This window comes from Pinirhizobacter sp. (assembly GCF_036499745.1).
Taxonomy (GTDB): Bacteria; Pseudomonadota; Gammaproteobacteria; order Xanthomonadales; family Rhodanobacteraceae; genus Pinirhizobacter.
In genome coordinates this window covers 1-22,159 of the sequence record NZ_DASYDG010000032.1, presented here as the reverse complement: position 1 = coordinate 22,159, position 22,159 = coordinate 1, and the positions used below count along the sequence as shown (strand labels likewise).

The 22,159-nt window shown below is 64.2% G+C and carries 25 protein-coding genes and 1 riboswitch; of the genes, 20 read left to right on the top strand and 5 right to left on the bottom strand.

What is annotated here, in order from left to right:
• Positions 1–183: 183 nt before the first annotated feature.
• Positions 184–1,074 (top strand): hypothetical protein, encoded by an 891-nt coding sequence (locus tag VGM61_RS12350; protein ID WP_331523129.1) that lies wholly within the window; start codon positions 184–186, stop codon positions 1,072–1,074.
• Between the two features lie 40 nt (positions 1,075–1,114).
• On the opposite strand, the gene VGM61_RS12345 is transcribed toward VGM61_RS12350, so the two are convergent.
• On the bottom strand, positions 1,115–1,318 hold the full coding sequence (locus tag VGM61_RS12345; protein WP_331523128.1) for a YbdD/YjiX family protein: 204 nt from the start codon (positions 1,316–1,318) through the stop codon (positions 1,115–1,117).
• 4 nt (positions 1,319–1,322) lie between these two features.
• Positions 1,323–3,404 carry a carbon starvation CstA family protein gene (locus tag VGM61_RS12340; protein ID WP_331523127.1) on the bottom strand — a complete coding sequence of 694 codons (2,082 nt, stop codon included), beginning with the start codon at positions 3,402–3,404 and terminating at the stop codon, positions 1,323–1,325.
• A 209-nt stretch (positions 3,405–3,613) separates the two neighbouring features.
• Here VGM61_RS12340 and def point away from each other — a divergent pair, with 209 nt between their 5' ends.
• Positions 3,614–4,150, top strand: a complete 537-nt coding sequence (gene def, locus VGM61_RS12335; protein ID WP_331523126.1) for a peptide deformylase — start codon at positions 3,614–3,616, stop codon at positions 4,148–4,150.
• Here the strand turns inward: def and VGM61_RS12330 are convergent.
• Positions 4,147–4,317 (bottom strand): hypothetical protein, encoded by a 171-nt coding sequence (locus tag VGM61_RS12330; protein ID WP_331523125.1) that lies wholly within the window; start codon positions 4,315–4,317, stop codon positions 4,147–4,149. The genes def and VGM61_RS12330 overlap by 4 nt on opposite strands.
• A gap of 709 nt (positions 4,318–5,026) precedes the next feature.
• Here VGM61_RS12330 and VGM61_RS12325 point away from each other — a divergent pair.
• Entirely contained in the window at positions 5,027–5,353 is a 327-nt protein-coding gene (locus VGM61_RS12325) for an HU family DNA-binding protein (protein WP_331523124.1), read from the top strand.
• Positions 5,354–5,427: 74 nt separating this feature from the next.
• Here VGM61_RS12325 and pyrF read toward each other — a convergent pair whose 3' ends face one another.
• Together pyrF and ettA are read right to left on the bottom strand one after the other, a co-directional pair.
• Complete coding sequence (gene pyrF / locus VGM61_RS12320; RefSeq protein ID WP_331523123.1) at positions 5,428–6,237, bottom strand: orotidine-5'-phosphate decarboxylase; 810 nt, start codon at positions 6,235–6,237, stop codon at positions 5,428–5,430.
• A 52-nt stretch (positions 6,238–6,289) separates the two neighbouring features.
• Positions 6,290–7,948, bottom strand: coding sequence for an energy-dependent translational throttle protein EttA (gene ettA, locus VGM61_RS12315; protein ID WP_331523122.1), 1,659 nt, complete (start codon positions 7,946–7,948; stop codon positions 6,290–6,292).
• A 244-nt stretch (positions 7,949–8,192) separates the two neighbouring features.
• Here ettA and glyA point away from each other — a divergent pair, with 244 nt between their 5' ends.
• The 17 genes from glyA to VGM61_RS12230 all read left to right on the top strand — a co-directional run.
• Positions 8,193–9,449, top strand: coding sequence for a serine hydroxymethyltransferase (gene glyA / locus VGM61_RS12310; protein ID WP_331523121.1), 1,257 nt, complete (start codon positions 8,193–8,195; stop codon positions 9,447–9,449).
• A gap of 18 nt (positions 9,450–9,467) precedes the next feature.
• A complete protein-coding gene (nrdR, locus tag VGM61_RS12305; RefSeq protein WP_331523120.1) occupies positions 9,468–9,974 on the top strand; it encodes a transcriptional regulator NrdR in 507 nt (168 codons plus the stop codon).
• Positions 9,975–11,066 (top strand): bifunctional diaminohydroxyphosphoribosylaminopyrimidine deaminase/5-amino-6-(5-phosphoribosylamino)uracil reductase RibD, encoded by a 1,092-nt coding sequence (gene ribD, locus VGM61_RS12300; protein WP_331523119.1) that lies wholly within the window; start codon positions 9,975–9,977, stop codon positions 11,064–11,066.
• Positions 11,067–11,104: 38 nt separating this feature from the next.
• A riboswitch (FMN riboswitch) is annotated at positions 11,105–11,251 on the top strand.
• 76 nt (positions 11,252–11,327) lie between these two features.
• Positions 11,328–11,972 carry a riboflavin synthase gene (locus VGM61_RS12295; protein WP_331523118.1) on the top strand — a complete coding sequence of 215 codons (645 nt, stop codon included), beginning with the start codon at positions 11,328–11,330 and terminating at the stop codon, positions 11,970–11,972.
• A 14-nt stretch (positions 11,973–11,986) separates the two neighbouring features.
• Complete coding sequence (gene ribB / locus VGM61_RS12290) at positions 11,987–13,069, top strand: 3,4-dihydroxy-2-butanone-4-phosphate synthase (RefSeq protein WP_331523117.1); 1,083 nt, start codon at positions 11,987–11,989, stop codon at positions 13,067–13,069.
• Positions 13,070–13,121: 52 nt separating this feature from the next.
• Positions 13,122–14,045, top strand: a complete 924-nt coding sequence (ldcA, locus tag VGM61_RS12285; protein WP_331523116.1) for a muramoyltetrapeptide carboxypeptidase — start codon at positions 13,122–13,124, stop codon at positions 14,043–14,045.
• A gap of 73 nt (positions 14,046–14,118) precedes the next feature.
• On the top strand, positions 14,119–14,580 hold the full coding sequence (gene ribE / locus VGM61_RS12280; RefSeq protein WP_331523115.1) for a 6,7-dimethyl-8-ribityllumazine synthase: 462 nt from the start codon (positions 14,119–14,121) through the stop codon (positions 14,578–14,580).
• Entirely contained in the window at positions 14,577–15,023 is a 447-nt protein-coding gene (nusB, locus tag VGM61_RS12275; protein ID WP_331523114.1) for a transcription antitermination factor NusB, read from the top strand. The genes ribE and nusB overlap by 4 nt, the downstream gene beginning before the upstream one ends.
• A 48-nt stretch (positions 15,024–15,071) precedes the next feature.
• Entirely contained in the window at positions 15,072–15,629 is a 558-nt protein-coding gene (locus VGM61_RS12270; RefSeq protein ID WP_331523113.1) for a GNAT family N-acetyltransferase, read from the top strand.
• Between the two features lie 12 nt (positions 15,630–15,641).
• Positions 15,642–16,586, top strand: a complete 945-nt coding sequence (gene thiL, locus VGM61_RS12265; RefSeq protein ID WP_331523112.1) for a thiamine-phosphate kinase — start codon at positions 15,642–15,644, stop codon at positions 16,584–16,586.
• A complete protein-coding gene (locus VGM61_RS12260; protein ID WP_331523111.1) occupies positions 16,583–17,080 on the top strand; it encodes a phosphatidylglycerophosphatase A family protein in 498 nt (165 codons plus the stop codon). Before thiL ends, VGM61_RS12260 begins: the two co-directional genes overlap by 4 nt.
• 11 nt (positions 17,081–17,091) lie before the next feature.
• Positions 17,092–18,057 carry an aldo/keto reductase gene (locus VGM61_RS12255; protein ID WP_331523110.1) on the top strand — a complete coding sequence of 322 codons (966 nt, stop codon included), beginning with the start codon at positions 17,092–17,094 and terminating at the stop codon, positions 18,055–18,057.
• Positions 18,058–18,120: 63 nt separating this feature from the next.
• Positions 18,121–18,321 carry a hemin uptake protein HemP gene (gene hemP / locus VGM61_RS12250; RefSeq protein WP_331523109.1) on the top strand — a complete coding sequence of 67 codons (201 nt, stop codon included), beginning with the start codon at positions 18,121–18,123 and terminating at the stop codon, positions 18,319–18,321.
• Between the two features lie 89 nt (positions 18,322–18,410).
• Complete coding sequence (locus tag VGM61_RS12245) at positions 18,411–18,971, top strand: hypothetical protein (protein ID WP_331523108.1); 561 nt, start codon at positions 18,411–18,413, stop codon at positions 18,969–18,971.
• Positions 18,972–19,168: 197 nt separating this feature from the next.
• Positions 19,169–20,440, top strand: coding sequence for an efflux RND transporter periplasmic adaptor subunit (locus tag VGM61_RS12240; RefSeq protein WP_331523107.1), 1,272 nt, complete (start codon positions 19,169–19,171; stop codon positions 20,438–20,440).
• Between the two features lie 49 nt (positions 20,441–20,489).
• Positions 20,490–21,206: an ABC transporter ATP-binding protein gene (locus VGM61_RS12235; protein ID WP_331523106.1), complete on the top strand. Its 717-nt coding sequence runs from the start codon at positions 20,490–20,492 to the stop codon at positions 21,204–21,206.
• A 9-nt stretch (positions 21,207–21,215) separates the two neighbouring features.
• Positions 21,216–22,159 (top strand): ABC transporter permease (locus VGM61_RS12230; RefSeq protein ID WP_331523105.1); only part of this gene is annotated, 944 nt, incomplete at its 3' end.

Genomic DNA, 22,159 nt, shown 5'->3' with positions numbered 1-22,159 from the left:
CATCGGAGAAACCTCAAACGTCGGGCAACCGCTGTCGCGCCAATACCGCATCGGCGACTCGATACCGGCCGCGAAAAATTCGAATGAGACGCAAGCGAGATGACAAGTTGAGCGAGTTCTGCAAGCCGGTAAGCACGTGTCGTAAGACACTCGGAACTTACATGCCTGGCAAAGGAGAATCGCTTGCCCATCGTCAATGATGCCCACCGAGCGCAGATCGGTAGCTTTCACAACCTGGCAAATTCACATCAAAGGCAGGGGAATGATTCGCATCAGTTCCAGGAACTCCTTGAAGTTTCCAATACCACGGTCGTCGGGTCCGGTCGTGGTGTTTACCACGCGTTGAGCGTCGAAGAGTGCACTTCTGCAGAGGGTTCGGGCAGCCATGGTGTTGCCGGTGGAATCGGTGCGGCGTTGAGGCGGAACCCTGTACCCGTCGGTATCACCGTAGCCGCTGCCCTCTTGTTGGTAGCCGGAGCAGGCGTTGTTTATACAGCACACGGTCGTTCCACATCGTTGGCAGCGGTGCCGGGTTGCCCATCACGGCCAGGACATTTGATCCCGATTGGCCGTGGTTTGCCAACCAACAATGAAGTCGCGCGCTGCGCACCAAAGGCCGAACATCTGGTCACTTCTGATAGCCAGGCCATCGTCGGTGTTTGCGAGCAGGTGATCGGGAGATTCTCGTTAATGGATGGAGTGCAAATGGACGGGACGTCGCTGCCGGAACTGCATGCATTGAGGAACGAAGTCGATGGAGCGGCGCGGGCGGCTCAACGCATGGCGGACAATGACGAGGCGCAAACCGATGCGCTCAACAGGGTGGCCCATTGCCTGGGAACGGGGCTGAGAAAGAATAAAGTCGAACCGATGATTTCCAAACTCGAAACAATGAAGAATGGCCTGCTCCAGGGTGGCGGAGGTACATCCATCGATGAGCCGATCAATGTCATCAGGCGGCAGATGCGGGTGGGCGAGATCGATCAAAGGCTTTCTGTACTACATGACATTAGCCGCCATCTTTACGACGCAACGGTCATCCTAAACAGGAAGATATTGACGAATGCAGGTTGATCCGGCGACCGCGTCCGGGCGACCACAGCCGGCAGGGTTCTCAGCAACAGCGGCCGCCGCCACCCTTGTACCGCGCTTCCTGCCTCTCCCTGAAAAATTCCCCATACGAAGGAATAGTCTTCTCCGGGTGGTGCTCCTTCAGGTGTTTTACATAAACATCGTAATCCGGCACGCCGCAGCAGAGGCGGGCGGTTTGCACCGCCCACCTCCACGTCGACTGCAAATGTTCCCGTGCAGTATTCATCCGGTTACCTCGCTGCCGCCGGCACTGACGAAAGTGCGACGTACGGCTCTTCGTTGGCGGTCGGCCGGTTGGCCTTCCACGCCTGCATCATGGCGCGGATGCCGAACAGCGTCATCACTATTACCAGCACCATGAAGATGGCGGTGAGCGCCATATCCACGCGGTTGTTGGTGATGATCTGGTTCATGGCGGCTACCGTCTTGGCCGGGGCGAGCATCTGGCCCGCGGCGAGTGCGTCGGCGTACTTCTGCGCCGCGGCGGTAAAGCTGATCGGTCCCACCAGCTTCTGGTATCCGGCGGTAAGCGTGCAGACGATCAGCCAAATGGCAGGGATGCCCGGCACCAGCACGTACCGTTGGCGCTTGAGCTTTACCGTCACCACCGTCGCCAGCATCAGCGCGATCGCCGCCAGCATCTGGTTGGCGATGCCGAACAGGGGCCATAGGGTATTGATGCCGCCCAATGGATCCACCGAGCCCTGGTAGAGGAAATACCCCCACAGACCCACGCATATCGCCGTGGCGATCAGGTTGCCGGCCCACGATTCGGTCTTTTTCAGCTCCGGCGATACCAGCCCTGCGATTTCCTGGATCATGAAGCGGCCCACGCGCGTGCCGGCATCGACCGTGGTCAGGATGAACAGCGCTTCGAACAGGATCGCGTAGTGGTACCAGAAGGCCAGCATGCCTTCGCCGGGAATCACGTTGTGCAGCAGCTGCGCCATGCCCACGGCAAGCGTGGGTGCGCCACCGGCCCTTCCAAGCACGGTGCCTTCGCCGATGTCCTTGGCGATCTGGGTAAGTTCGTCCGGCCGCACCACGAAGCCCCACTGGCTGATGGTCGTGGCAGCGTGCTCGACCGTGGTGCCCACCAGCGCCGCGGGTGAGTTCATCGCAAAATACACGCCAGGATGCAGCGATGCCGCGGCGATCAGCGCCATGATGGCCACGAACGCCTCCATCAACATGCCGCCGTAACCCACCATGCGCGCCTCGCCCTCGTTCGACAGCAGCTTCGGCGTGGTGCCAGAGGCGATGATCGAATGCCAGCCCGATACCGCGCCACAGGCGATGGTGATGAAGAGGAACGGGAACAGGTTGCCCTGGAACACCGGGCCGGAGCCGTCGATGAACTTGGTCACCGCCGGCATCTGCAGGGTGGGCGCAGCCAGGAAGATCGCCAGCGCCAGCAGGGCGATGGTACCGATCTTCAGGAACGTGGAAAGATAATCGCGTGGTGCCAGCAGCAGCCACACCGGCAAAACCGAGGCACAGAAGCCATACGCGATCAGCAGCCACGCCAGGCCCTTGGCATCGAAATCGAACACCGGTCCCCAGGTCGGCGAGGCCGCCACGGAAGCGCCCGCCCAGATCGAGGCCAGCAGCAGCACCAGGCCGATGATCGAGACCTCGAGGATCTTGCCCGGCCGGATGTATCGCAAGTACACACCCATGAGCAGCGCGATGGGAATGGTCGCCGCCACCGTGAATGTTCCCCAGGGGCTGTGCGTAAGCGCCTTGACCACCACCAGTGCCAGTACGGCCAGCACGATCATCATCAGCACCAGCACGCCCACCATGGCCACCACACCCGCCACCGGGCCCAGTTCCTCGCGCAGCATGTGGCCGAGCGAGCGCCCGTCGCGGCGAAGAGAAAGCCCCAGGATCATGAAGTCCTGCACGGCGCCGGCGAAGATCACGCCGACCAGGATCCAGAGCATGCCGGGCAGGTAACCCATCTGGGCGGCAAGTACCGGCCCCACCAGGGGCCCGGCGCCGGCGATGGCGGCGAAGTGGTGGCCGAAGACCACCCATTTGTCGGTGGGCACGTAGTCCAGGCCGTCATTGTGAAGCACTGCCGGCGTGGCGCGCGAGGGATCCAGCTGCAATACCCGGGTGGCGATCATCCGGCTATAGAAGCGGTAGCCGATCATGAACACCGCGATGGACGCGGCCACCACCCATATCGCATTGATCGGCTCGCCGCGGCGCAGGGCGACCACGCCCAGGCACCAGGCACCGACAATGGAGATGGCGGCCCAGAGGATCTTTCCCGCCGGACTGCTTTTTTCGGTTGCAATGTTCATCGACAACTCCCCATGAGACTGGGACAAGGGTCGTCCCGCGCACCCTAAGGGGTCAATGCTTAAGCGGGTTCGCGGGCATTAGCCATTGGTCGAATGCGCCGGGATCCGATGGGCCTGAACGAGGCTTCTTCCGGGGCTTGCTTCCCGCGTGACGGGATGCCATACCTTTGGCATGCCCGACGGGGCGCCACGCATTCAAGGAGTGAGCCGTGATCCGTGAAATCCTGAAAATGGGAGACCCGCGCCTGTTGCGCGTGGCGCCGCCGGTGCCGCCGGCCATGGTCGGCAGCGATGAGTTGAAGGCGCTGGTCCAGGATATGTTCGACACGATGTTCCACGCCGGTGGCGTGGGCCTGGCCGCACCCCAGATCGGGGTGGACCTGCAGCTGGTGATTTTCGGCTTCGACAGCAGCGACCGGTACCCCGATGCGCCGCCCGTGCCGCGGACGATCCTGCTCAATCCGGAGATCACGCCGATATCGCAGGACATGGAGGAGGGCTGGGAGGGCTGCCTGTCGGTGCCTGGCCTGCGCGGGGCGGTGAGCCGCTACACGCTGATCCGTTACCAGGGGATCGATCCGGATGGGCTGGCCGTTGACCGTACGGCTGAGGGTTTCCATGCCCGGGTGGTGCAGCACGAGTGCGACCACCTGATCGGTCGGCTTTATCCGTCCAGGATCACGGATTTCAGCAAGTTCGGGTTTACCGAGGTGTTATTCCCCGGTTTGGACGTGGCGGACGACTAAGCAGCCTTGTTAAGGCGGGTGGCCACTTCGCGCAGCCAGTCGTAGCCATCGTCCGGACCTACCGTGGGAGCCGTGATGCCATTGGCCGAAACCATGCCGGCCGGGGTCCAGGTGTAGAACGGCGCTTCGTTGGCGGCGGCATATTCGCTATTGAAATCAAAGGTCATGATGTTTTCCAAAGTCTAGGTCGGTCGCTCGGGAAGGGATTTCCCCGGCTCGGCGCCCGGTGCATGTCTTCAGAACACGCCAGCGCCTTTTAGGTTCCCCCCATTTGTGGGGGCAGCCACGAAAAATTAAAGTCTACGTAACAAATGGTACGCCCGTTTGGACGACGGGGGGAGTGCTTTGGCGGATTTACTGCGTTCCCGGTGGCGAACGGTTAAGGAAACGTTAGGGCGGCCGCCCCCCCGCCCGCCAAACGCCGTAACAAAGCTGGCCCTTCGGCCACTCAAAACCTGAACGAGGTGGGGATTACGCCCCGGGCAGCCCAAACACCCTACCGAAGTGGGGATAACGCTCCGACCAACCTAAACGCAGCAACGAAGTGGGGGTCAGATCCATTTCCCCGGCCAAAGCATTCCGCAAAAGCGACACCGGCCCCCGGGGCAATGGCTCTGACCCCCAGTCGCCCGAACACCTCTCCCCCACTCCCCGACCGTCCAACCGAAGCCCCCCAAAACACCCCCTCCCAACCCCTGCAAAAGGGGGCTTGCATTCCAAGCGAACTTCGGCATTAGGCCCCTAATGCAAAAAAACCTGCAAAAAGCCTTAAAAAAGGACTGTTTTTTCGGTATCGCTTGGCATTACAGTCCGTAACGGCGCCGGGGGCGCATCTACAACCGCTGTAATTGACCTATCCCAAAGAGGATTCACTAGATGGCTTCGATCAAACCTATCAAGGAAGTTCTGAACAAGACGGCCCTCGTGGCCCACATCGCGTCGCAGAGCGGCGTGGAGCCGAAGGGCGTCAAGGCCGTCCTGGTCGCGCTCGAAGAAGCCATGAGCGCCTCGGTGCACAAGAAGGGCGCTGGGCAGTTCGTGCTTCCGGGCCTGTTCAAGGTCACCTCGCAGGCGGTTGCCGCCAAGCCGAAGCGCAAGGGCAAGAACCCGTTCACCGGTGAAGAGCAGTGGTTCGCTGCCAAGCCGGCCTCGGTCAAGCTGAAGATCCGTCCGCTCAAGAAGCTGAAGGACGCTGCGGCCTGATCGGTCGCTAAGCTTGAAAAAAAACGCCCCGCGAGGGGCGTTTTTTTTTGCGTCGCGATTAACCCTGGAATCGATCAGGCAGCGCGGCGGTGGGTATTGATGAGGTCCCGTAACGCCTTCGCCGCGTTGGCGGCAGCACCGCGGAAATCCTCCCCTTCGCTGGCGTAGATAATTCCCCGGGACGAGGAAATCATCAGGCCCGTGCCGTCAGCGGTGGCGCCGTGCGACATGACGGCGGCAACGTCCCCGCCTTGGGCGCCGATGCCGGGCACCAGCAAAGGCATGTCGCCGACCACCGCGCGCACCTGGCCCAGTTCCGCAGGCCAGGTAGCGCCGGTGACCAGCGCGCAGTTGCCGTGGTGATTCCACTGGCGTGCGATGGTCTCGGCTACGCGCAGGTAAAGCGGCTCGCCTTCGCAATCCAGGGCCTGGAAATCCCCGCCACCGGGGTTGGAGGTGCGGCAGAGCAGGATCACGCCCTTGTCGGCACGTTCCAGGAACGGCTCGATGGAGTCGCGGCCCAGGTACGGGTTCAAGGTGACGGCATCGGCCTGATAGCGGTCGAACGCTTCGCTGGCGTAGTGCCTGGCGGTGGATCCGATGTCGCCGCGCTTGGCGTCGAGGATGACCGGCACGCCGGGGTGTTCACGGTGGATGTAGGCGATGAGTTCTTCGAGCTCACCTTCCAGCCGTTGCGCCGCGAAGTGCGCGATCTGCGGCTTGAAGACACAGGCATACGGCGCGGTGGCATCGACGATGGCCTTGCAGAAATCCAGCACGCTGGCGCTGCCTGCGGGTAGGCGACCGGGTTCGGGATCCAGGCCTACGCAGATCAGCGTATTGCGCTGCTGCCAGGCGTCGCGCAGTTGTTGCATGAACGACATGGTTCGTACCTCCTCATGCGAAACGGCCGCCCCGTGGGGCGGCCGCGTCGGGTCAGGCCAGCTTCTTGTACTTCACCCGCTTGGGGCCGGCATCGTCGCCCATGCGGCGTTTCTTGTCCGCTTCGTATTCGTTGTAGTTGCCGGGGAAGAATTCCACGTGGGAATCGCCTTCGAAGGCCAGGATGTGCGTGGCGATGCGGTCGAGGAACCAGCGGTCATGCGAGATCACCATCGCGCAGCCGGGGAATTCCAGCATGGCATCTTCCAGTGCGCGCAGGGTTTCCACGTCCAGGTCGTTGGACGGTTCGTCCAGCAGCAGCACGTTGCCGCCCTGCATCAGGGTCTTGGCCATGTGCAGGCGGCCGCGCTCACCGCCGGACAGTGAACCGACGATCTTCTGCTGGTCGGTGCCCTTGAAGTTGAAGCGGCCGATGTAGGCGCGCGACTGCAACTCGTAACGGCCGATGGTGATGATGTCGGCGCCGCCGGACACTTCTTGCCATACGTTCTTCTTTGGATCCAGCGCATCGCGTGACTGGTCGACGTAGGCCAGCTGCACGGTGTGGCCCAGCTTCACTTCGCCACTGTCTGGCGTTTCCTTGCCGGTGATCAACTTGAACAGCGTGGATTTACCCGCGCCGTTGGGGCCGATCACGCCGACGATGGCGCCGGGCGGCACCTTGAAGCTGAGGTCGTCGATGAGCACGCGGTCGCCGAAGCTCTTGGAAACGTTCTTGAACTCGATCACTTCCTGGCCCAGACGCTCGCCCGGCGGGATGTAGAGCTCGTTGGTTTCGTTGCGCTTCTGGTATTCGACGGAGTTCAGTTCCTCGAAGCGGTTGATACGGGCCTTGCCCTTGGACTGACGGCCCTTGGCGGCCGAACGCACCCATTCAAGCTCGCGGGCCAGGGCCTTCTGGCGGCCTTTCTCGGAGGCTTCCTCGCGGGCCAGGCGCTCGCTCTTCTGTTCCAGCCACTCGGTGTAGTTGCCCTTCCAGGGGATGCCGCGGCCACGGTCGAGCTCGAGGATCCACTCAGCGGCGTTGTCCAGGAAGTAGCGGTCATGGGTGACCGCCACCACGGTGCCGGGGTAGTCGTGCAGGAACTGCTCGAGCCAGTCGACGGACTCGGCGTCCAGATGGTTGGTGGGTTCGTCCAGCAGCAGCATGTCGGGCTTGGACAGCAGCAGGCGGCACAGTGCCACGCGGCGCTTCTCGCCACCGGACAGGGGGCCGATCTTGGCGTCCCAGGGCGGCAGGCGCAGCGCATCGGCGGCTACTTCCAGCTGGCGCTCGAGCGCGTGCGCGTCGTTGGCGGCCAGGATGTTCTCCAGTTTCTGCTGTTCCTCGGCCAGCTTGTCGAAGTCGGCGCCTTCCTCGGCGTAGGCGGCGTAGACCTCTTCCAGGCGCTTCTGGGCGTCGAGGATTTCCGAGACGCCTTCTTCAACGGCCTCGCGGACGGTTTTTTCCGGATCCAGCTGCGGCTCCTGGGCCAGGTAGCCGATCTTGGTGCCCGGGTTGGCGCGCGCCTCGCCCTGGAAGTCGGTATCGACGCCGGCCATGATCTTCAGCACGGTGGACTTGCCCGCGCCATTCACGCCCAGCAGGCCGATCTTGGCGCCGGGGAAGAACGAGAGCGAGATGTCCTTGATGATGTGGCGCTTGGGGGGGACGATCTTGCTTACCCCGTTCATCGTGTAGATGTACTGCATGCTGGCTCCGAGGGGGATTTCAGGCAGGCCGCCGCATGGGCGGCCTGCGCAAGGAAAAGGCGGGAAATTCCCCCATTATCCCCGATCGGAGCCATGCTTGCCACGGAGCCGGGGCACTGCTTAGTCCAAGTCGGCACGTGGGGTTGGGTCCTGGCCGGCAGCAAGGACTTTCCCAAGCAGTGGCCGCAAAACCCTGTCGGCGCTACACTTTCCCGGATTCGTTCTTTACCTTGCCGAGGTCACGATGTTCCCGAAGGACAGCTCCATTGCCGGTTACGACGACGAACTGGCCCAGGCCATCGCCCACGAGGCGCGCCGCCAGGAAGACCACGTCGAGCTGATCGCTTCGGAGAACTACGCCAGCCCCCGCGTGATGGAGGCCCAGGGCTCGGTGCTCACCAACAAATACGCCGAGGGCTACCCGGGCAAGCGCTACTACGGTGGCTGCGAGTACGTGGACATCGCCGAGAAGCTGGCCATCGAGCGCCTGAAGCAGCTGTTCGACTGCGACTACGCCAACGTGCAGCCGCATTCGGGCTCGCAGGCCAACCAGGCGGTGTACTTCGCCCTTTTGCAGCCGGGCGACACCATCCTGGGCATGAGCCTGGCCCACGGCGGCCACCTGACCCACGGCGCGAAGGTGAACCTGTCGGGCAAGATCTTCAACGCCGTGCAGTACGGCATCTCGCCGGATACGGGCCTGGTCGATTACGACGAGATCGAAAAACTCGCAGTCGAACACCAGCCGAAGATGATCGTGGCCGGGTTCTCCGCCTACTCGCAGATCATGGACTGGGCCCGCTTTCGCGCCATTGCCGACAAGGTCGGTGCGTACCTCTTTGTGGACATGGCGCACATCGCCGGCCTGGTGGCCGCGGGTGTCTATCCCAGTCCGCTGCCGCATGCGCACGTGGTCACCTCCACCACGCACAAGACATTGCGCGGTCCGCGCGGCGGCATCATCGTGGCGCAGGGCGCTGGCGAGGAGATTGAGAAGAAACTGCAGTCGGTGGTGTTCCCCGGCATCCAGGGCGGCCCGCTGATGCACGTCATCGCCGCCAAGGCCGTGGCGTTCAAGGAAGCGCTGGAGCCTGGGTTCCGCACCTACCAGGAGCAGGTGGTGAAGAACGCCCAGGCCATGGCCAAGGCTTTCATCGCGCGCGGTTACAAGGTTGTCTCCGGCGGCACCGAAAACCATTTGATGCTGATCGACCTGATCGGTCGCGAAATCACCGGCAAGGATGCCGAAGCGGCATTGGGCAAGGCGCACATCACGGTGAACAAGAACGCAGTACCCAACGATCCGCGTTCGCCGTTCGTCACTTCGGGCCTGCGCGTGGGCACACCCGCCATCACTACGCGTGGCTACCTGGAAGCGGACACGGTGGAACTCACCGGCTGGATCTGCGACGTGCTCGATGCCCCGGGCGATGCGCAAGTGATTGCCCGCGTGCGCCAGGCCGTTACCGCGCAGTGCGCGCGCTTCCCCGTCTACGGTTAAGGACACTTACCACCCGCCATGCATTGCCCGTTCTGCCAGCACGAAGACACGCGCGTGATCGACTCGCGCCTGACCGACGACGGCGGATCGGTGCGCCGCCGCCGTGAATGCCCGCAATGCAGCGAACGCTTCAATACCTATGAAACGGCCGAGCTGAAATTGCCGGCCGTGATCAAGAGCGGGCAGCGGCGTGAGTCCTTCGACGAGCGCAAGCTGCGCGTGAGCTTCGAGCGGGCACTGCAGAAGCGACCGGTGGCCAGCAACGATGTCGATGCCGCGGTGCGCGCCATCGTCGACGACCTGCGGCGTACCGGCGAGCGCGAAGTGCCGTCGCGACAGGTTGGCGAGCTGGTGATGCGTGAACTGAAGAAGCTCGACCAGGTGGCCTACGTACGGTTCGCCTCGGTGTATCGCAAGTTCGAGGATGTCCACGCGTTCCGCGAGGAGATCGAGAAACTCGAGCGCGATCTTCCCGCGATGGAAGCCCTGCCGCTGCCGCTGGTGGGCGGCGGCAAGCGCAAGTAGATGTTGCAGCCACACGACCACGCCTATATGGCGCGCGCGCTTGAGATTGCCGCGCGCGGCATCTACACCACCCAGCCCAATCCGCGTGTCGGCTGCGTGATCGAACGCAACGGCGTGGTGGTGGGCGAGGGTTTCCACCGGAAGGCCGGCGGTCCCCATGCCGAAGTGCTCGCCCTGCAAGCCGCCGGCGAACGGGCGCGCGGCGCCACCGTTTACGTCACCCTTGAACCGTGTGCGCACCAAGGTCGCACGCCGCCCTGTGCCGATGCACTGGTCGCTGCGGGTGTCGCCCGCGTCGTGGTGGCGGCTGAGGATCCTTTCGACCAGGTCAATGGCCGCGGCATGGCCCGGTTGCGCGAGGCCGGCATCGAGGTCGACTGCGGCCTGATGCGCGAGGAAGCCAGGGAACTGAACGCCGGATTTTTCAGCCGCATCGAGCGGGGCAGGCCCTTCGTGCGGGTGAAACTAGCCATGAGCATCGATGGCCGCACCGCGCTGGCCAATGGCGAATCGAAATGGATCACCGGCGAGGCAGCGCGTGAAGATGTCCAGCGCTGGCGCGCACGCAGTTCGGCCATCCTCACAGGCAGTGGCACGGTACTGGCCGACGATCCACGCCTGACGGCGCGCCTTCCAGGCGACCGCGAGGGCGTGCCGCCGACGCGGGTCGTGCTTGACACTAACCTGCGGACACCCGCCCAGGCCCACGTGCTTGATGGGCAGGCACCGACGATGGTGATGCACGACGCCAGCGTCGATGCGGGCGACGAGCGCTTCGCGCGCGTTGAATGCATCCCGGTGCCGGCATCCGGTGGGTATCTGGATCTGGCGTATGTGCTGGGCGTGCTCGCGGCACGCGATTGCAACGAATTGCACGTGGAAGCCGGCGCCACCCTGTGCGGGGCGCTATTTGCCCAAGGGCTGGTGGACGAGCTGCTGCTCTATATCGCCCCGGTGCTGCTGGGCGACAGCGCCAGGCCGCTGCTGGCGCTGCCCGCCCTGGACACCATGGCTGGGCGCTGGCAGCTGGGTATCGTCGACCACGCCATGGTCGGCGGCGATGTCCGCCTGCGGCTTCGACCCCCGCGGTAAGCCCGCCCGTCCACCGGCGCCGGTGGTATCATTGCCGGTGATGTCTTCAGGGCGGGGCGAAACTCCCCACCGGCGGTATGTCCCTTCACCGGGGCGAGCCCGCGAGCGCCCGCCGCAAGGCGGGGTCAGCAGACCTGGTGCGATGCCAGGGCCGACGGTCATAGTCCGGATGAAAGAAGACGACGCCATGCCTCCCTCGCGGGCGGTATGCGTCCTGCCTTGCCGACGTTCACCAAAACCTCGTGCCGCAGGACGTCAATCATGTTCACCGGAATCATCCAGACCGTCGGCCGCATCGCGCGCATCGAGCGTCGCGGCGGCGATGTGCGCCTCACTGTCGACACCGCAACCTTGGACATGGCCGATGTCGCGCTGGGCGACAGCATTGCCGTCGGCGGTGTCTGCCTGACGGCAGTGGAGCTTGGCACGCAGTCGTTTGCCGCCGATGTCTCCAACGAAACGCTTTCGCTCACCAACCTGGGCCAACTTGGCCCGGGCAGCCGGGTAAACCTGGAAAAAGCCCTGCGCCTGGCCGACCGCCTCGGTGGCCATATGGTGTCGGGGCATGTCGACGGCCTGGGCAAGGTCGCCTCGGTGACCAACGATGGCCGTTCGCAGCGGTGGACGTTCGAAGTCCCGCCGAACCTGGCCCGCTATATCGCCGCGAAGGGTTCGATCTGCATTGACGGCACCAGCCTTACGGTGAACGAAGTGGCGGGAAATCGCTTCGGCGTGAACCTTATCCCCCATACGGTGGAACACACGACATTCGCCGATCGCAAGGCTGGCGATCCGGTAAACCTCGAGGTCGATGTCGTGGCCCGCTATGTCGAGCGGTTGCTGGGCGACGGCAGTGGCCGCGGCATCGACGAAGATTTCCTGCGCGAGCACGGTTTCGCACGCTAAAAGGCAAAGCATCCATGGCATTCGACAGCATCCCCGACATCCTCGACGAACTGCGCGCCGGCCGCATGGTGGTGATCCTCGACGACGAGGACCGCGAGAACGAGGGCGACATCATCATGGCCGCGGAGAAGGTCACCGCGCAGCACATCAACTTCATGGTGCGCGAGGCGCGCGGACTGGTGTGCCTTACCCTGACCGAACAGCGCACGCGCCAGCTCGGCCTGCGCCCGATGGTCAGCGACAACACCTCGGCCTACCACACCAACTTCACCGTTTCGATCGAGGCGGCCGAAGGCGTCACCACCGGCATCTCCGCCTACGACCGCGCGCATACCATCCTTGCCGCGGTGAAGAAGGACGCCCGCCCCGAAGACTTAAGCCAGCCCGGGCATATTTTTCCACTGACCGCGCGTCCTGGTGGTGTGCTTACCCGAGCCGGACACACCGAAGCGGGCTGCGACCTTGCCGCGCTCGCCGGGCTTGAGCCTTCGGCTGTGTTGATCGAGATCCTCAAGGACGATGGCGAGATGGCGCGGCGCCCGGAGCTGGAAACGTTCGCTGCCAAACATGGCCTGAAGATCGGCAGTATCGCCGACCTCATCCGCTACCGGCTGGAAACCGAGCGCACCATCGAGCGCGTGCACGAAGACGACGTCGATACCGAGTTCGGGACGTTCCGCCTGGTGGCGTTCCGCGATGCCATTGCCCACGGTCTTCATTTTGCCCTGGTTCGCGGCGATGTAACCCAGGGCGAGCCCGTGCTTACCCGTGTGCACGTGCGCAACACACTCTCCGATGTGCTTCATCTGAAGCGTGAGGACCTCGGGCATACCGTCACGGCGGCCTTGCGCCGCATTGATAGCGAAGGCCGTGGTGTCCTGGTGGTGTTGTCGGGCGAGGATTCCGCCGAGGCCCTGCTGGCCCGTCTGGCCGGCCATGAAGTGCCCAACGAGGATCCCCATGAGTGGCGTCAGCTCGGACTCGGGGCACAGATCCTGACGGATCTTGGCATTCGTTCATTGCGGGTACTGGGCACGCCACGCCGACTGGTGGGGCTGCAGGGCTTCGGCCTGCAGGTCGACGGCTACGTCGGATAGTCTTAAGTTCAGGCCCAAGGTCATCTGGCCAGCCCCTCCACTAGACATCGGCATGCATCGGAACCTCAAGATCCAGCTCATCGCCCCATCGGGCTATCCCCACGACCAGGCCACGGTACGCCGCGGTGTCGAGCGCCTGGAAGCGGCGGGCCATGTCGTTGTCGGCAAGGACGCCCTGCAGCGTATCGACCAGCGTTTCGCCGGTAGCGTCGACGAGCGCGTCGCCGAACTCAACGCGCTGGGCACGGATTCTTCGGTGGATATCGCCCTGGCTGTCCGCGGGGGTTATGGCGCACACCAGTTGCTCGAGCACCTTGACTACGACGGGCTTCGCGAGCGCCTGGGCTCCCGTCCCCTGGCCATGGTCGGCCATAGCGACTTCACCGCCATCCAGTTGGCGTTACTGGCCCGGGTGAACCTCGTGACCTTCGGCGGCCCGATGCTCAGCGCGGACTTCGGCGCCGAAGCCTTGCGCGACTTCACCTGGCGCCATTTCTGGCAGGCCATGCAGTCGTCCTCGATGGACGTCGCCTGGTCCGCTCCCGCAGGCTCGCCCGATGTCGACGTCGAAGGCGTGCTCTGGGGTGGCAACCTGGCGGTGATCTGCGCGCTGGTGGGCACGCCCTACATGCCGGTGATCGATGGCGGCATTCTCTTCGTCGAAGATGTCTCCGAGCCGCCGTTCCGGGTGGAGCGGATGCTTTACCACCTGTATCTGGCGGGCGTCCTGGGCCGGCAGAAGGCGCTGGTCATGGGCGATTTTTCCTCCTATCGAAGCAGCGAGTACGACAACGGTTACGACCTTCCCGATGCGATCGAGCGTATCGGCGCGGTTGCCGGCATTCCGGTGGTCACCGAATTGCCGTTCGGCCACTGTCCGGACAAGTTCACCTTGCCCGTCGGCGCCCTTGCACGGCTTCGTGTGGCGGACGGCGAGGCTAGCCTGGCCATGCACGGGTACCCTTCCATTCCCTGACACGGACACCTCAAAAAGCCGTAAAATGTCCGGTCCGCGCGGGGTTTTGCCCCATCACCGAAGGCTCAATCCAATGAAGATCATCGAGGGCGATTTCGCCACGCCCAAGGGCCGTTTCGCCATCGTCGCCGGCCGCTTCAACGGTTTCGTGGTCGAGTCGCTTATCCAGGCGGCGCGCGACACCCTGGTCCGCCACGGCGTGAAAGACGATGCCATCGACCTTATCCGTGTGCCTGGTGCCTGGGAAATCGCCCAGGCGGCCTACAAGGTGGCCAACAACGGCAAGCACGTGGCGGTCATCGGCCTGGGCGCGGTGATCCGCGGCGGCACCCCGCACTTCGAATACGTCGCCGGCGAAGCCGCCAAGGGCCTGGCGCAGGCGGCTTATACCTCCGGTGTGCCAGTGGCCTTCGGTGTGCTCACCGTCGAGAATATCGAGCAGGCGATCGAGCGTGCAGGCACCAAGGCCGGCAACAAGGGCTCAGATGCCGCCATGGTGGCATTGGAGATGGTCAACCTGTACACGAAGCTATGAATCGCCGTCCGGAAGGCGTCGACCTTGCCGCGCGTTCGCGCGCCCGTCGTCGCGCACTGCAGGCCATCTACGCGTGGCAGGTGGGTGGCGCCAGCATGGCCAAGGTCATCGACCAGTTCCGCCACGAACAGGACATGGAAGTGGCGGACCTTGAATACTTCGAAGACCTCCTGCTCGGGGTGGAGAAACACCAGGCCGAGCTCGATGAGGGGCTCAAGCCCTTCGTCGATCGCGAGGTCGGCCAGATCGACCCCATCGAGCGCGCTGCCCTGCGGCTGGCCGCGTACGAACTGAAGTATCGCCCCGACGTACCCTACCGGGTGATCCTGAACGAGGCGATCGAGGTCACCAAGCGCTTCGGCGCCGACCATGGCCACAGCTACGTCAACGGTGTACTCGACAAACTGGCCACGCACTGGCGTACGGCCGAAAAAAGACATTGATGTTCCCGCGGCCGGCATATCCGGCCGCTGTTCGGTGAAGGACATTCCATGCACGACGCCTCGGCCTTCCTTGGCCAGATCCCGGTGGTTCAAACACCGCGCCTGAGCCTGAGGGCACATACCCCGGGCGACTATGCCGCCTGTACCGCCATGTGGGCCGATCCCGCCGTGGTCCGCCACATCGGTGGCAAACCCTTATCGGCCGAAGATGTCTGGGCGCGCATGTTGCGTTATGCCGGTCACTGGGCGTTGCAGGGGTTCGGCTTCTGGGCGATCGAGGAAAGATCCACGGGCCGGTTCGTCGGTGAAGTCGGCTTCGCTTACTTCAAGCGGGACATATGCCCGCCGAACGACGGCGTTCCCGAGATGGGCTGGGCATTGGTAAGCGATGTGCACGGCCAGGGCTTCGGCCGTGAGGCGGCCGAAGCCGCGGTGGCGTGGGGCGATGGCCATTTCGGTGGGCGCGGCACCTGTTGCCTGATCGACCCGGGCAATGAGCCTTCGATCCGCGTGGCCACACGCGTGGGTTATGTGCCCAGTCACCGCGCGGCCTACAAGGGCCAGGTGTCGATGGTATTCACGCGCCCGGGACCGGGCGCCGCTTAAGGTCTGCCGCGCATGGAATTCGACCTCATCGAGCGCGTGCGCGACCTCACCGCCCTGGCCCGCGACGACGTGCTCACGGGCATCGGCGACGACGCCGCGGTACTTGCTGTGCCCGCCGGGCGCGAACTGGCGGTGGCCATCGATACCCTGGTTGCCGGCGTCCATTTCCCGTTGGGCACCCGTGCGCACGACATTGGCTGGAAGGCGTTGGCGGTGAACCTGTCCGACCTTGCCGCCATGGGCGCCGTGCCTGCCTGGGCCTTGCTGTCGATGACCTTGCCCGATGCCGACCGTGCCTTTGTCGAGGGCCTCGCCGAGGGTTTTGCAGCCCTCGCCGCACCACATCGCGTCGCGCTGGTGGGTGGCGATACGACGCGCGGGCCGTTGTCGGTCACGGTGGCGGTGCATGGTTTCCTGCCGTCGGGCCAGGGTCTGTTGCGCTCGGGTGCGAATGTGGGCGATGTGGTGATGGTGACCGGCACGCTCGGTGACGCCGCGGCGGGCCTGCGCTGCGTAGGTACTGGCCGTGGCGATGCCCTCGTTGCACGCCTGGATCGTCCGACGCCGCGAGTTGCGGCCGGTGGGGCCTTGCGGGGCGTGGCCACCGCGTGTATCGATGTCAGTGACGGCCTGGTCGCCGATCTGGGTCATATCTGCCAGGCCAGCGGTGTCGCGGCGGAACTGGATCCTGCGTCGTTGCCGCGGTCGGCGGAGCTGCGCGCGATGTTCGACGACGGGGACACGCTCGCCTTCGCCCTCACCGGCGGTGACGACTACGAGCTCTGCTTCACCTTGCCATCGCAGCAGGTGGCCGCGATCAGCGCGGAAATGGCGCGCCTGGGCTGCGGCGCCACGCGCATCGGCCGCATCGTGGCGGGGGAGGGCGTGCGCCTTGCCGATGTTGACGGCCAATGGCGTGCCGCGTCCGAGGGTGGCTGGGACCACTTCGCGCCATGAGCGACAAATACGTCCTGGATGCGACTGCGCGGCGCGCGTTGCTTGCTACACCCGGTGGCTGGATCGCCTGCGGATTCGGTTCGGGGCTGGTACCAAAAGCGCAAGGCACCATGGGCTCGCTTGCGGCGATCCTGCCGTGGCTGCTATTGCGGCAGCTACCCATCCCGGTCTACCTGCTGGTACTCATCGCCAGCTTCGCCCTGGGCATCTGGGCCTGCAATGTCGCCGGCCGCGCCATTGGCGTGGCCGACCATCGCAGCGTGGTCTTCGATGAATTCGTCGGCCAGTGGCTGGCGTTGCTGCCCGCACTGCTCGCCCCGTGGTGGGTCGTAGCCTTGGGTTTCGTGCTGTTCCGCATCTTCGACATCACCAAGCCCTGGCCCATCGGCTGGCTCGACCGCCGCATCAAGGGCGGCCTTGGCGTGATGCTCGACGATGTCGTCGCCGGCCTCTTCGCCGCCATCGTGCTGGCCTTAGTACTGCATTTCTCCTGAAGGAGTACGCCATGCAATACCGTCGCCTCGGTACCTCCGGACTACAACTGTCCGCCTTGTCGTTTGGTGCCTGGGTCACCTTCGGTGCGCAGGTCGGCCGGTCGCTGGCGCGGCAACTCATCGCCTTTGCGCACGAGCGCGGCGTGAACTTCTTCGACAACGCCGAAACCTATAACAACGGCGAGGCCGAGCGGCTGATGGGCGATGTGCTGGCCGATCTGCGCCTGCCGCGCGATTCGTATTGCGTGTCGAGCAAGGTGATGTTCGGCGCGGTGGAACACCCGCTTCCCACCCAGCGCGGGCTGTCGCGCAAGCACGTGGTGGAGGCCTGCCACCAGGCGATGGAGCGCCTGCGCGTGGACTACCTCGACCTCTATTTCTGCCATCGCCCCGATCCGGATACGCCGATCGTGGAAACGGTGGCGGCGATGGACATGCTGGTGCGCCAGGGCAAGGTGCTCTACTGGGGCACCAGCGAGTGGTCGGCTACGCAGATCCGCCAGGCGCACCAGGCGGCGCGCGAGAACCACCTGACGGCGCCGACCATGGAGCAGCCGCAATACAACCTGCTCCATCGCGAAAAGGTCGAACAGGAATATGCGCCGCTCTACGAGGCATACGGCATGGGCACCACCATCTGGTCACCGCTGGCCTCGGGCCTGCTGTCGGGTAAATACCTCAAGGGTGTGCCTCACGACTCACGGCTGGCGCAAAGCAACTACGCGTGGCTCCGCGACGACCTGCTGGGGCAGGGCGACCCGATGGTGAAGGTACGCGCGCTGGCGCCGATCGCCGAGCGGCTCGGGGTGAGCCTGGCCCAGCTGTCGCTGGCCTGGTGCCTGAAGAACCCACGCGTATCCACCGTGATCCTGGGGGCCAGCAAGCGCGAGCAACTGGAGGAAAATTTCAGGGCCCTGGAAGTGGTGGAGAAGCTCGACCCGGGCGTGATGGAGGCGATTTCCACGGCCGTGGACTAAAGGCTTGACAGTTAAATGAGAACCATTATCATCAACTCCGCACCCCTCCTGCGGAGTTAAGCGATGTTGACCCAATCCCTGCCGCTGAATGAAGACGCCCTGCGCCACCGCCGGGTGGTGTCCCTCAAGGTGGCTGCCCCGTCGGTTCGCCGCACCTCCAGCCAGAATCTCCTGGAAGGTTCGCGGGAACTGGTGATCGAACACGAGGGCAACGAATACCACTTGCGCCTCACGCGCAACGACAAGCTCATCCTCACCAAGTAATCCTTCACACCATCCCCCCAGGCCCAGCCCGCCATCCGGAACGGATCTTCCGGTGCGCCAGCCACGGTCGCCTTGCTTCGAGGTGACATATGTTCGGCTGGCTTGCCACCTTCGGCGCCCCAAGGCGCGAGCATCCTTCCACGGTGCAGACGCGCTGGTTCCGCCTCGGCCCCCAGGCCCTGTCTCGTACCTTGCCCACGCTCGGCAGCGTGCTGCACCTGCCACGGTTGCGCTATGCGCCTTGCCTTGCACATTTGCCGCGCGGGGTGATCGCCGGCGACGCGCTGGTGGCACCGTTGCTGGCCACGCGGCTGGTGGGTGCCGGCAGCGCCGTCACGGCCGACGGCCCGCGCGAATGGCTTGAGTACATCGATGCGCGCGGCGTCTGCCTTGCCCGTACCTACCTGTTGCCCGATACCGATTACCTGGGTTGGGATGCGTTGCTGGCCGACGGCGAGCCGATGGACGCCGACGAATGGGCGCCAGTTGAACGGGGTTTCACTGCGGCCCAGGCGCAGGTGGTCCGTTTCGATTCGAACATGATGGGCGGCCTGCGCCTGCTGCGAAGCACCAGCGCCTGCGCGGTGTCGCCGATGGGCCGCTCGCTGGCCGGGACCATCGCCCAGGCCGAATCGGTCGTCTACCTTTAACCCGTCCGGCGCCGACCCCCGCGCCTGTCCGCGCCAGCGACCGCTTGCATCGCCTGTCCGCTGTCCGCTGTCCGCGGACACCGGAGCGCCGTTTTCATGTCATTTCAAGGTATTGATCTAAATAGATAAAAATCATGATCGCGGCTTGGCACGTGGCTTGCTCACCCCACCGGTGACAGCCCTTACAGGAACCGCACATGATTCGCGACACCTCCGCCACCGACCGTGTGGTCGAGATCAAGCCCAAGCGTACGCGCACGATCGGCCTCATCGCCGGAGCCGTGGTAGTGGTGGGCCTGCTGGTGATGGTGGGGCCCCGCGTAGGCCGGATGTTCTCGGCCGGGTCCTCAGTGAGCGCCTCGCGGCTTTCCTTTGCCAATGTGCAACGCGGCCTGTTCGTTCGTGATATCGCGGCCGAAGGAAAAGTGGTTGCCGCTGTCAGCCCAACGCTCTACGCCGTCTATGGCGGCGCCGTGACCTTGCAGGTGCACGCGGGCGACACGGTGAAGAAAGGCCAGGTGCTGGCGGTGATCGACAGCCCCGACCTCACCAACAAGCTCGCCCAGGAACAATCCAACGCAGACAACAGCCAGGTGGATTACCTGCGCGCTGAAGTGGACGCGAAGAAGAAGGCCAGCGAACTGCAGAAGGCCTACGACAACGCGGTGATCGATCGCAAGGCCGCCGAGCGGGACGTGGAACGCAATACCACTGCCTTCAGCAAGGGTGCCATGCCCAAGGCCGACGTCGACAAGGCGGAGGTGGCACTGGAGAAAGCCAGGATCACCGAGCAGCACGCAAAAAGCGACCTTAGCCTCAACACCAACAGCTCCACCTTCGATGTCCGCTCCAAGAAGCTGGCGCACGACCGCCAGAACCTGCTGGTAGAAGACTTGAAGCGCCAGGTGGACGACCTGCACGTGCGCTCGCCCGTCGACGGCCAGGTCGGCCAGCTGTTCGTGGCCGAACGCGCCACCGTGGCCAAGGATGCCCAGCTGATGAGCGTGATCGACCTCTCGGCGCTGGAAGTGGAGATGAAGGTGCCGGAGAGTTTCGCCCGCGACCTTGCCATCGGCATGCCCGGCGAGATCACCGGCAACGGCGCCACCTGGAACGGCAAGATCAGCGCGGTATCACCCGAAGTGGTCAATGGCGAAGTGGCTGCGCGCTTGCGGTTCGATGGCAAGACGCCCCAGCAGCTGCGCCAGAGCCAGCGCATGAGCGTGCGCGTGCTGATGGATCGCCGCGACAATGTGCTTACCGTGGCCCGCGGCTCCTTCGTCGATGAAAGCGGCGGCCGCTACGCCTATGTGGTGCATGACGGCATTGCCGAGAAACGCGAGATCCGCGTGGGCACCAGCAGCATCGACAAGGTCGAGATCCTCGACGGCCTCAAAGAAGGCGATCGCATCGTGATCTCCGGCACAGATTCCTTCAACGGCGCGGCCCGCGTCGTCATCAGCAGCTGACCGCAAGCCAACCCGCCGAACCCTCTCCCGAGCCATAAGGAACACAACGATGCTCAAGATGACCCACCTGTCCAAGGTCTACCGTACCGAAGTGGTCGAGACCTACGCCCTGCGCGACTTCAACATCGACGTCAACGAGGGCGAGTTCGTCGCCGTTACCGGGCCCTCCGGCTCCGGCAAGACGACCTTCCTGACCATTGCAGGTCTGCTGGAGACCTTCACCGGCGGCACATACCACCTCGACAACGTCGAGGTGTCGAAGCTGGATGACAACGCCCGGTCACGCATCCGCAACGAGAAGATCGGCTTCATCTTCCAGGCCTTCAACCTGATCCCCGACCTCAACGTCTTCGACAACGTCGAAGTGCCCCTTCGCTATCGCGGCATGAAGGCGGCCGAACGCAAGCAGAGGATCATGGATTCGCTCGAGCGCGTGGGCCTGGCGTCGCGCGCCAAGCACTACCCGGCCGAACTTTCCGGCGGCCAGCAACAGCGCGTGGCGATCGCCCGTGCCCTTGCCGGTTCCCCGCGCCTGTTGCTGGCCGATGAACCCACCGGCAACCTCGATACACAGATGGCCCGCGGCGTGATGGAACTGCTCGAGGAAATCCATCGCGAGGGCGCCACCATCGTCATGGTCACCCATGATCCGGAACTGGCCGCACGCGCCCAACGCAACGTGCACGTGATCGACGGCCAGGTGGTGGATCTTGCCGAGGACCCGCGCTTCCACGCCCAGGTGCAGGCGGGCAGGGCGAATATCTAAGGCCCGGGCATGTTCGGTTATTACCTTGACCTCGCCCTGCGCAGCCTGCGCCGCAATCCCGCGCTGACGGGGTTGATGGTGCTGGCGATCGCTTTCGGGGTGGGAGCGTCGATGACGACGTATTCGGTGTTCCGGGCGGTATCGGGCGATCCCATCCCGTGGAAGTCGGCGCGCCTGTATGTGCCGCAGATCGACCTGTTCGGTCCCACGGCACCGAATGCAAGCCATGAGCCGCAGGACCTGCTCAGCTACAGGGATGCGCTGGCGATCACCCGCGCCCACCGGGCGCATTTTCAGTCGGCCATGTACAACATCGCCCCTTCAGTCGACCCGGCGTCCGCCGGTTCCCGGCCGCGAGAAGTGATGGGTCATGCCGTGCAATGGGAGTTCTTTCCCATGGTGGATGCGCCGTTTGCGTTCGGCCATGCCTGGTCGGCGGATGAGGACACCTCCCGTGCCCATGTCGTGGTGATCAGCTCGCGCCTGAACGACCGCCAGTTCAAGGGGGCGGACAGCACGGGCAAGGAAATCACCCTCGATGGCAAGGCGTACCGCATCGTCGGTGTGCTTGACCATTTCAATCCCGAACCACTGTTCTATGACATAGCCAACCGGAGCTTCGGCGAACCGGACGATGTCTTCATACCGTTTACAACCGCCATCGACGCACAGTCGACGAACACCGGCAATTACAACTGCGCCCGTTCCCCCCTCGAGGAAGGCTTCGCCGGAACCCTCGCGTCGGAGTGTGCGTGGATCACGGTCATGGTGCAGCTGGACTCCACGGCAGACGCCGCGGCGTACCGTCAATGGCTCGACGGCTATACCGACAGCCAGCACCAGTCTGGCCGGTTTGCCTGGGCATCGAACAATCGCCTGCGAAACCTGCCCGCATGGCTGGATTTCAAGCAGGTCGCACCGCCCGATACCAAGGTGTCGTTGCTGGTGGCGCT

What these genes read in the sequence shown, in the direction of transcription:
- ribD (WP_331523119.1), top strand. Translation starts at nt 9,975, where the DNA reads ATGTTGCAGCCACACGACCACGCCTATATGGCGCGCGCGCTTGAGATT.
- nrdR (WP_331523120.1), top strand. Translation starts at nt 9,468, where the DNA reads ATGCATTGCCCGTTCTGCCAGCACGAAGACACGCGCGTGATCGACTCG.
- hemP (WP_331523109.1), top strand. Translation starts at nt 18,121, where the DNA reads ATGTTGACCCAATCCCTGCCGCTGAATGAAGACGCCCTGCGCCACCGC.
- ettA (WP_331523122.1), bottom strand. Translation starts at nt 7,948, where the DNA reads ATGCAGTACATCTACACGATGAACGGGGTAAGCAAGATCGTCCCCCCC.
- VGM61_RS12260 (WP_331523111.1), top strand. Translation starts at nt 16,583, where the DNA reads ATGAGCGACAAATACGTCCTGGATGCGACTGCGCGGCGCGCGTTGCTT.
- glyA (WP_331523121.1), top strand. Translation starts at nt 8,193, where the DNA reads ATGTTCCCGAAGGACAGCTCCATTGCCGGTTACGACGACGAACTGGCC.
- VGM61_RS12245 (WP_331523108.1), top strand. Translation starts at nt 18,411, where the DNA reads ATGTTCGGCTGGCTTGCCACCTTCGGCGCCCCAAGGCGCGAGCATCCT.
- VGM61_RS12295 (WP_331523118.1), top strand. Translation starts at nt 11,328, where the DNA reads ATGTTCACCGGAATCATCCAGACCGTCGGCCGCATCGCGCGCATCGAG.
- VGM61_RS12325 (WP_331523124.1), top strand. Translation starts at nt 5,027, where the DNA reads ATGGCTTCGATCAAACCTATCAAGGAAGTTCTGAACAAGACGGCCCTC.
- VGM61_RS12255 (WP_331523110.1), top strand. Translation starts at nt 17,092, where the DNA reads ATGCAATACCGTCGCCTCGGTACCTCCGGACTACAACTGTCCGCCTTG.
- ribE (WP_331523115.1), top strand. Translation starts at nt 14,119, where the DNA reads ATGAAGATCATCGAGGGCGATTTCGCCACGCCCAAGGGCCGTTTCGCC.
- VGM61_RS12235 (WP_331523106.1), top strand. Translation starts at nt 20,490, where the DNA reads ATGCTCAAGATGACCCACCTGTCCAAGGTCTACCGTACCGAAGTGGTC.
- nusB (WP_331523114.1), top strand. Translation starts at nt 14,577, where the DNA reads ATGAATCGCCGTCCGGAAGGCGTCGACCTTGCCGCGCGTTCGCGCGCC.
- VGM61_RS12330 (WP_331523125.1), bottom strand. Translation starts at nt 4,317, where the DNA reads ATGACCTTTGATTTCAATAGCGAATATGCCGCCGCCAACGAAGCGCCG.
- thiL (WP_331523112.1), top strand. Translation starts at nt 15,642, where the DNA reads ATGGAATTCGACCTCATCGAGCGCGTGCGCGACCTCACCGCCCTGGCC.
- VGM61_RS12345 (WP_331523128.1), bottom strand. Translation starts at nt 1,318, where the DNA reads ATGAATACTGCACGGGAACATTTGCAGTCGACGTGGAGGTGGGCGGTG.
- VGM61_RS12340 (WP_331523127.1), bottom strand. Translation starts at nt 3,404, where the DNA reads ATGAACATTGCAACCGAAAAAAGCAGTCCGGCGGGAAAGATCCTCTGG.
- ribB (WP_331523117.1), top strand. Translation starts at nt 11,987, where the DNA reads ATGGCATTCGACAGCATCCCCGACATCCTCGACGAACTGCGCGCCGGC.
- pyrF (WP_331523123.1), bottom strand. Translation starts at nt 6,237, where the DNA reads ATGTCGTTCATGCAACAACTGCGCGACGCCTGGCAGCAGCGCAATACG.
- VGM61_RS12240 (WP_331523107.1), top strand. Translation starts at nt 19,169, where the DNA reads ATGATTCGCGACACCTCCGCCACCGACCGTGTGGTCGAGATCAAGCCC.
- ldcA (WP_331523116.1), top strand. Translation starts at nt 13,122, where the DNA reads ATGCATCGGAACCTCAAGATCCAGCTCATCGCCCCATCGGGCTATCCC.
- VGM61_RS12270 (WP_331523113.1), top strand. Translation starts at nt 15,072, where the DNA reads ATGCACGACGCCTCGGCCTTCCTTGGCCAGATCCCGGTGGTTCAAACA.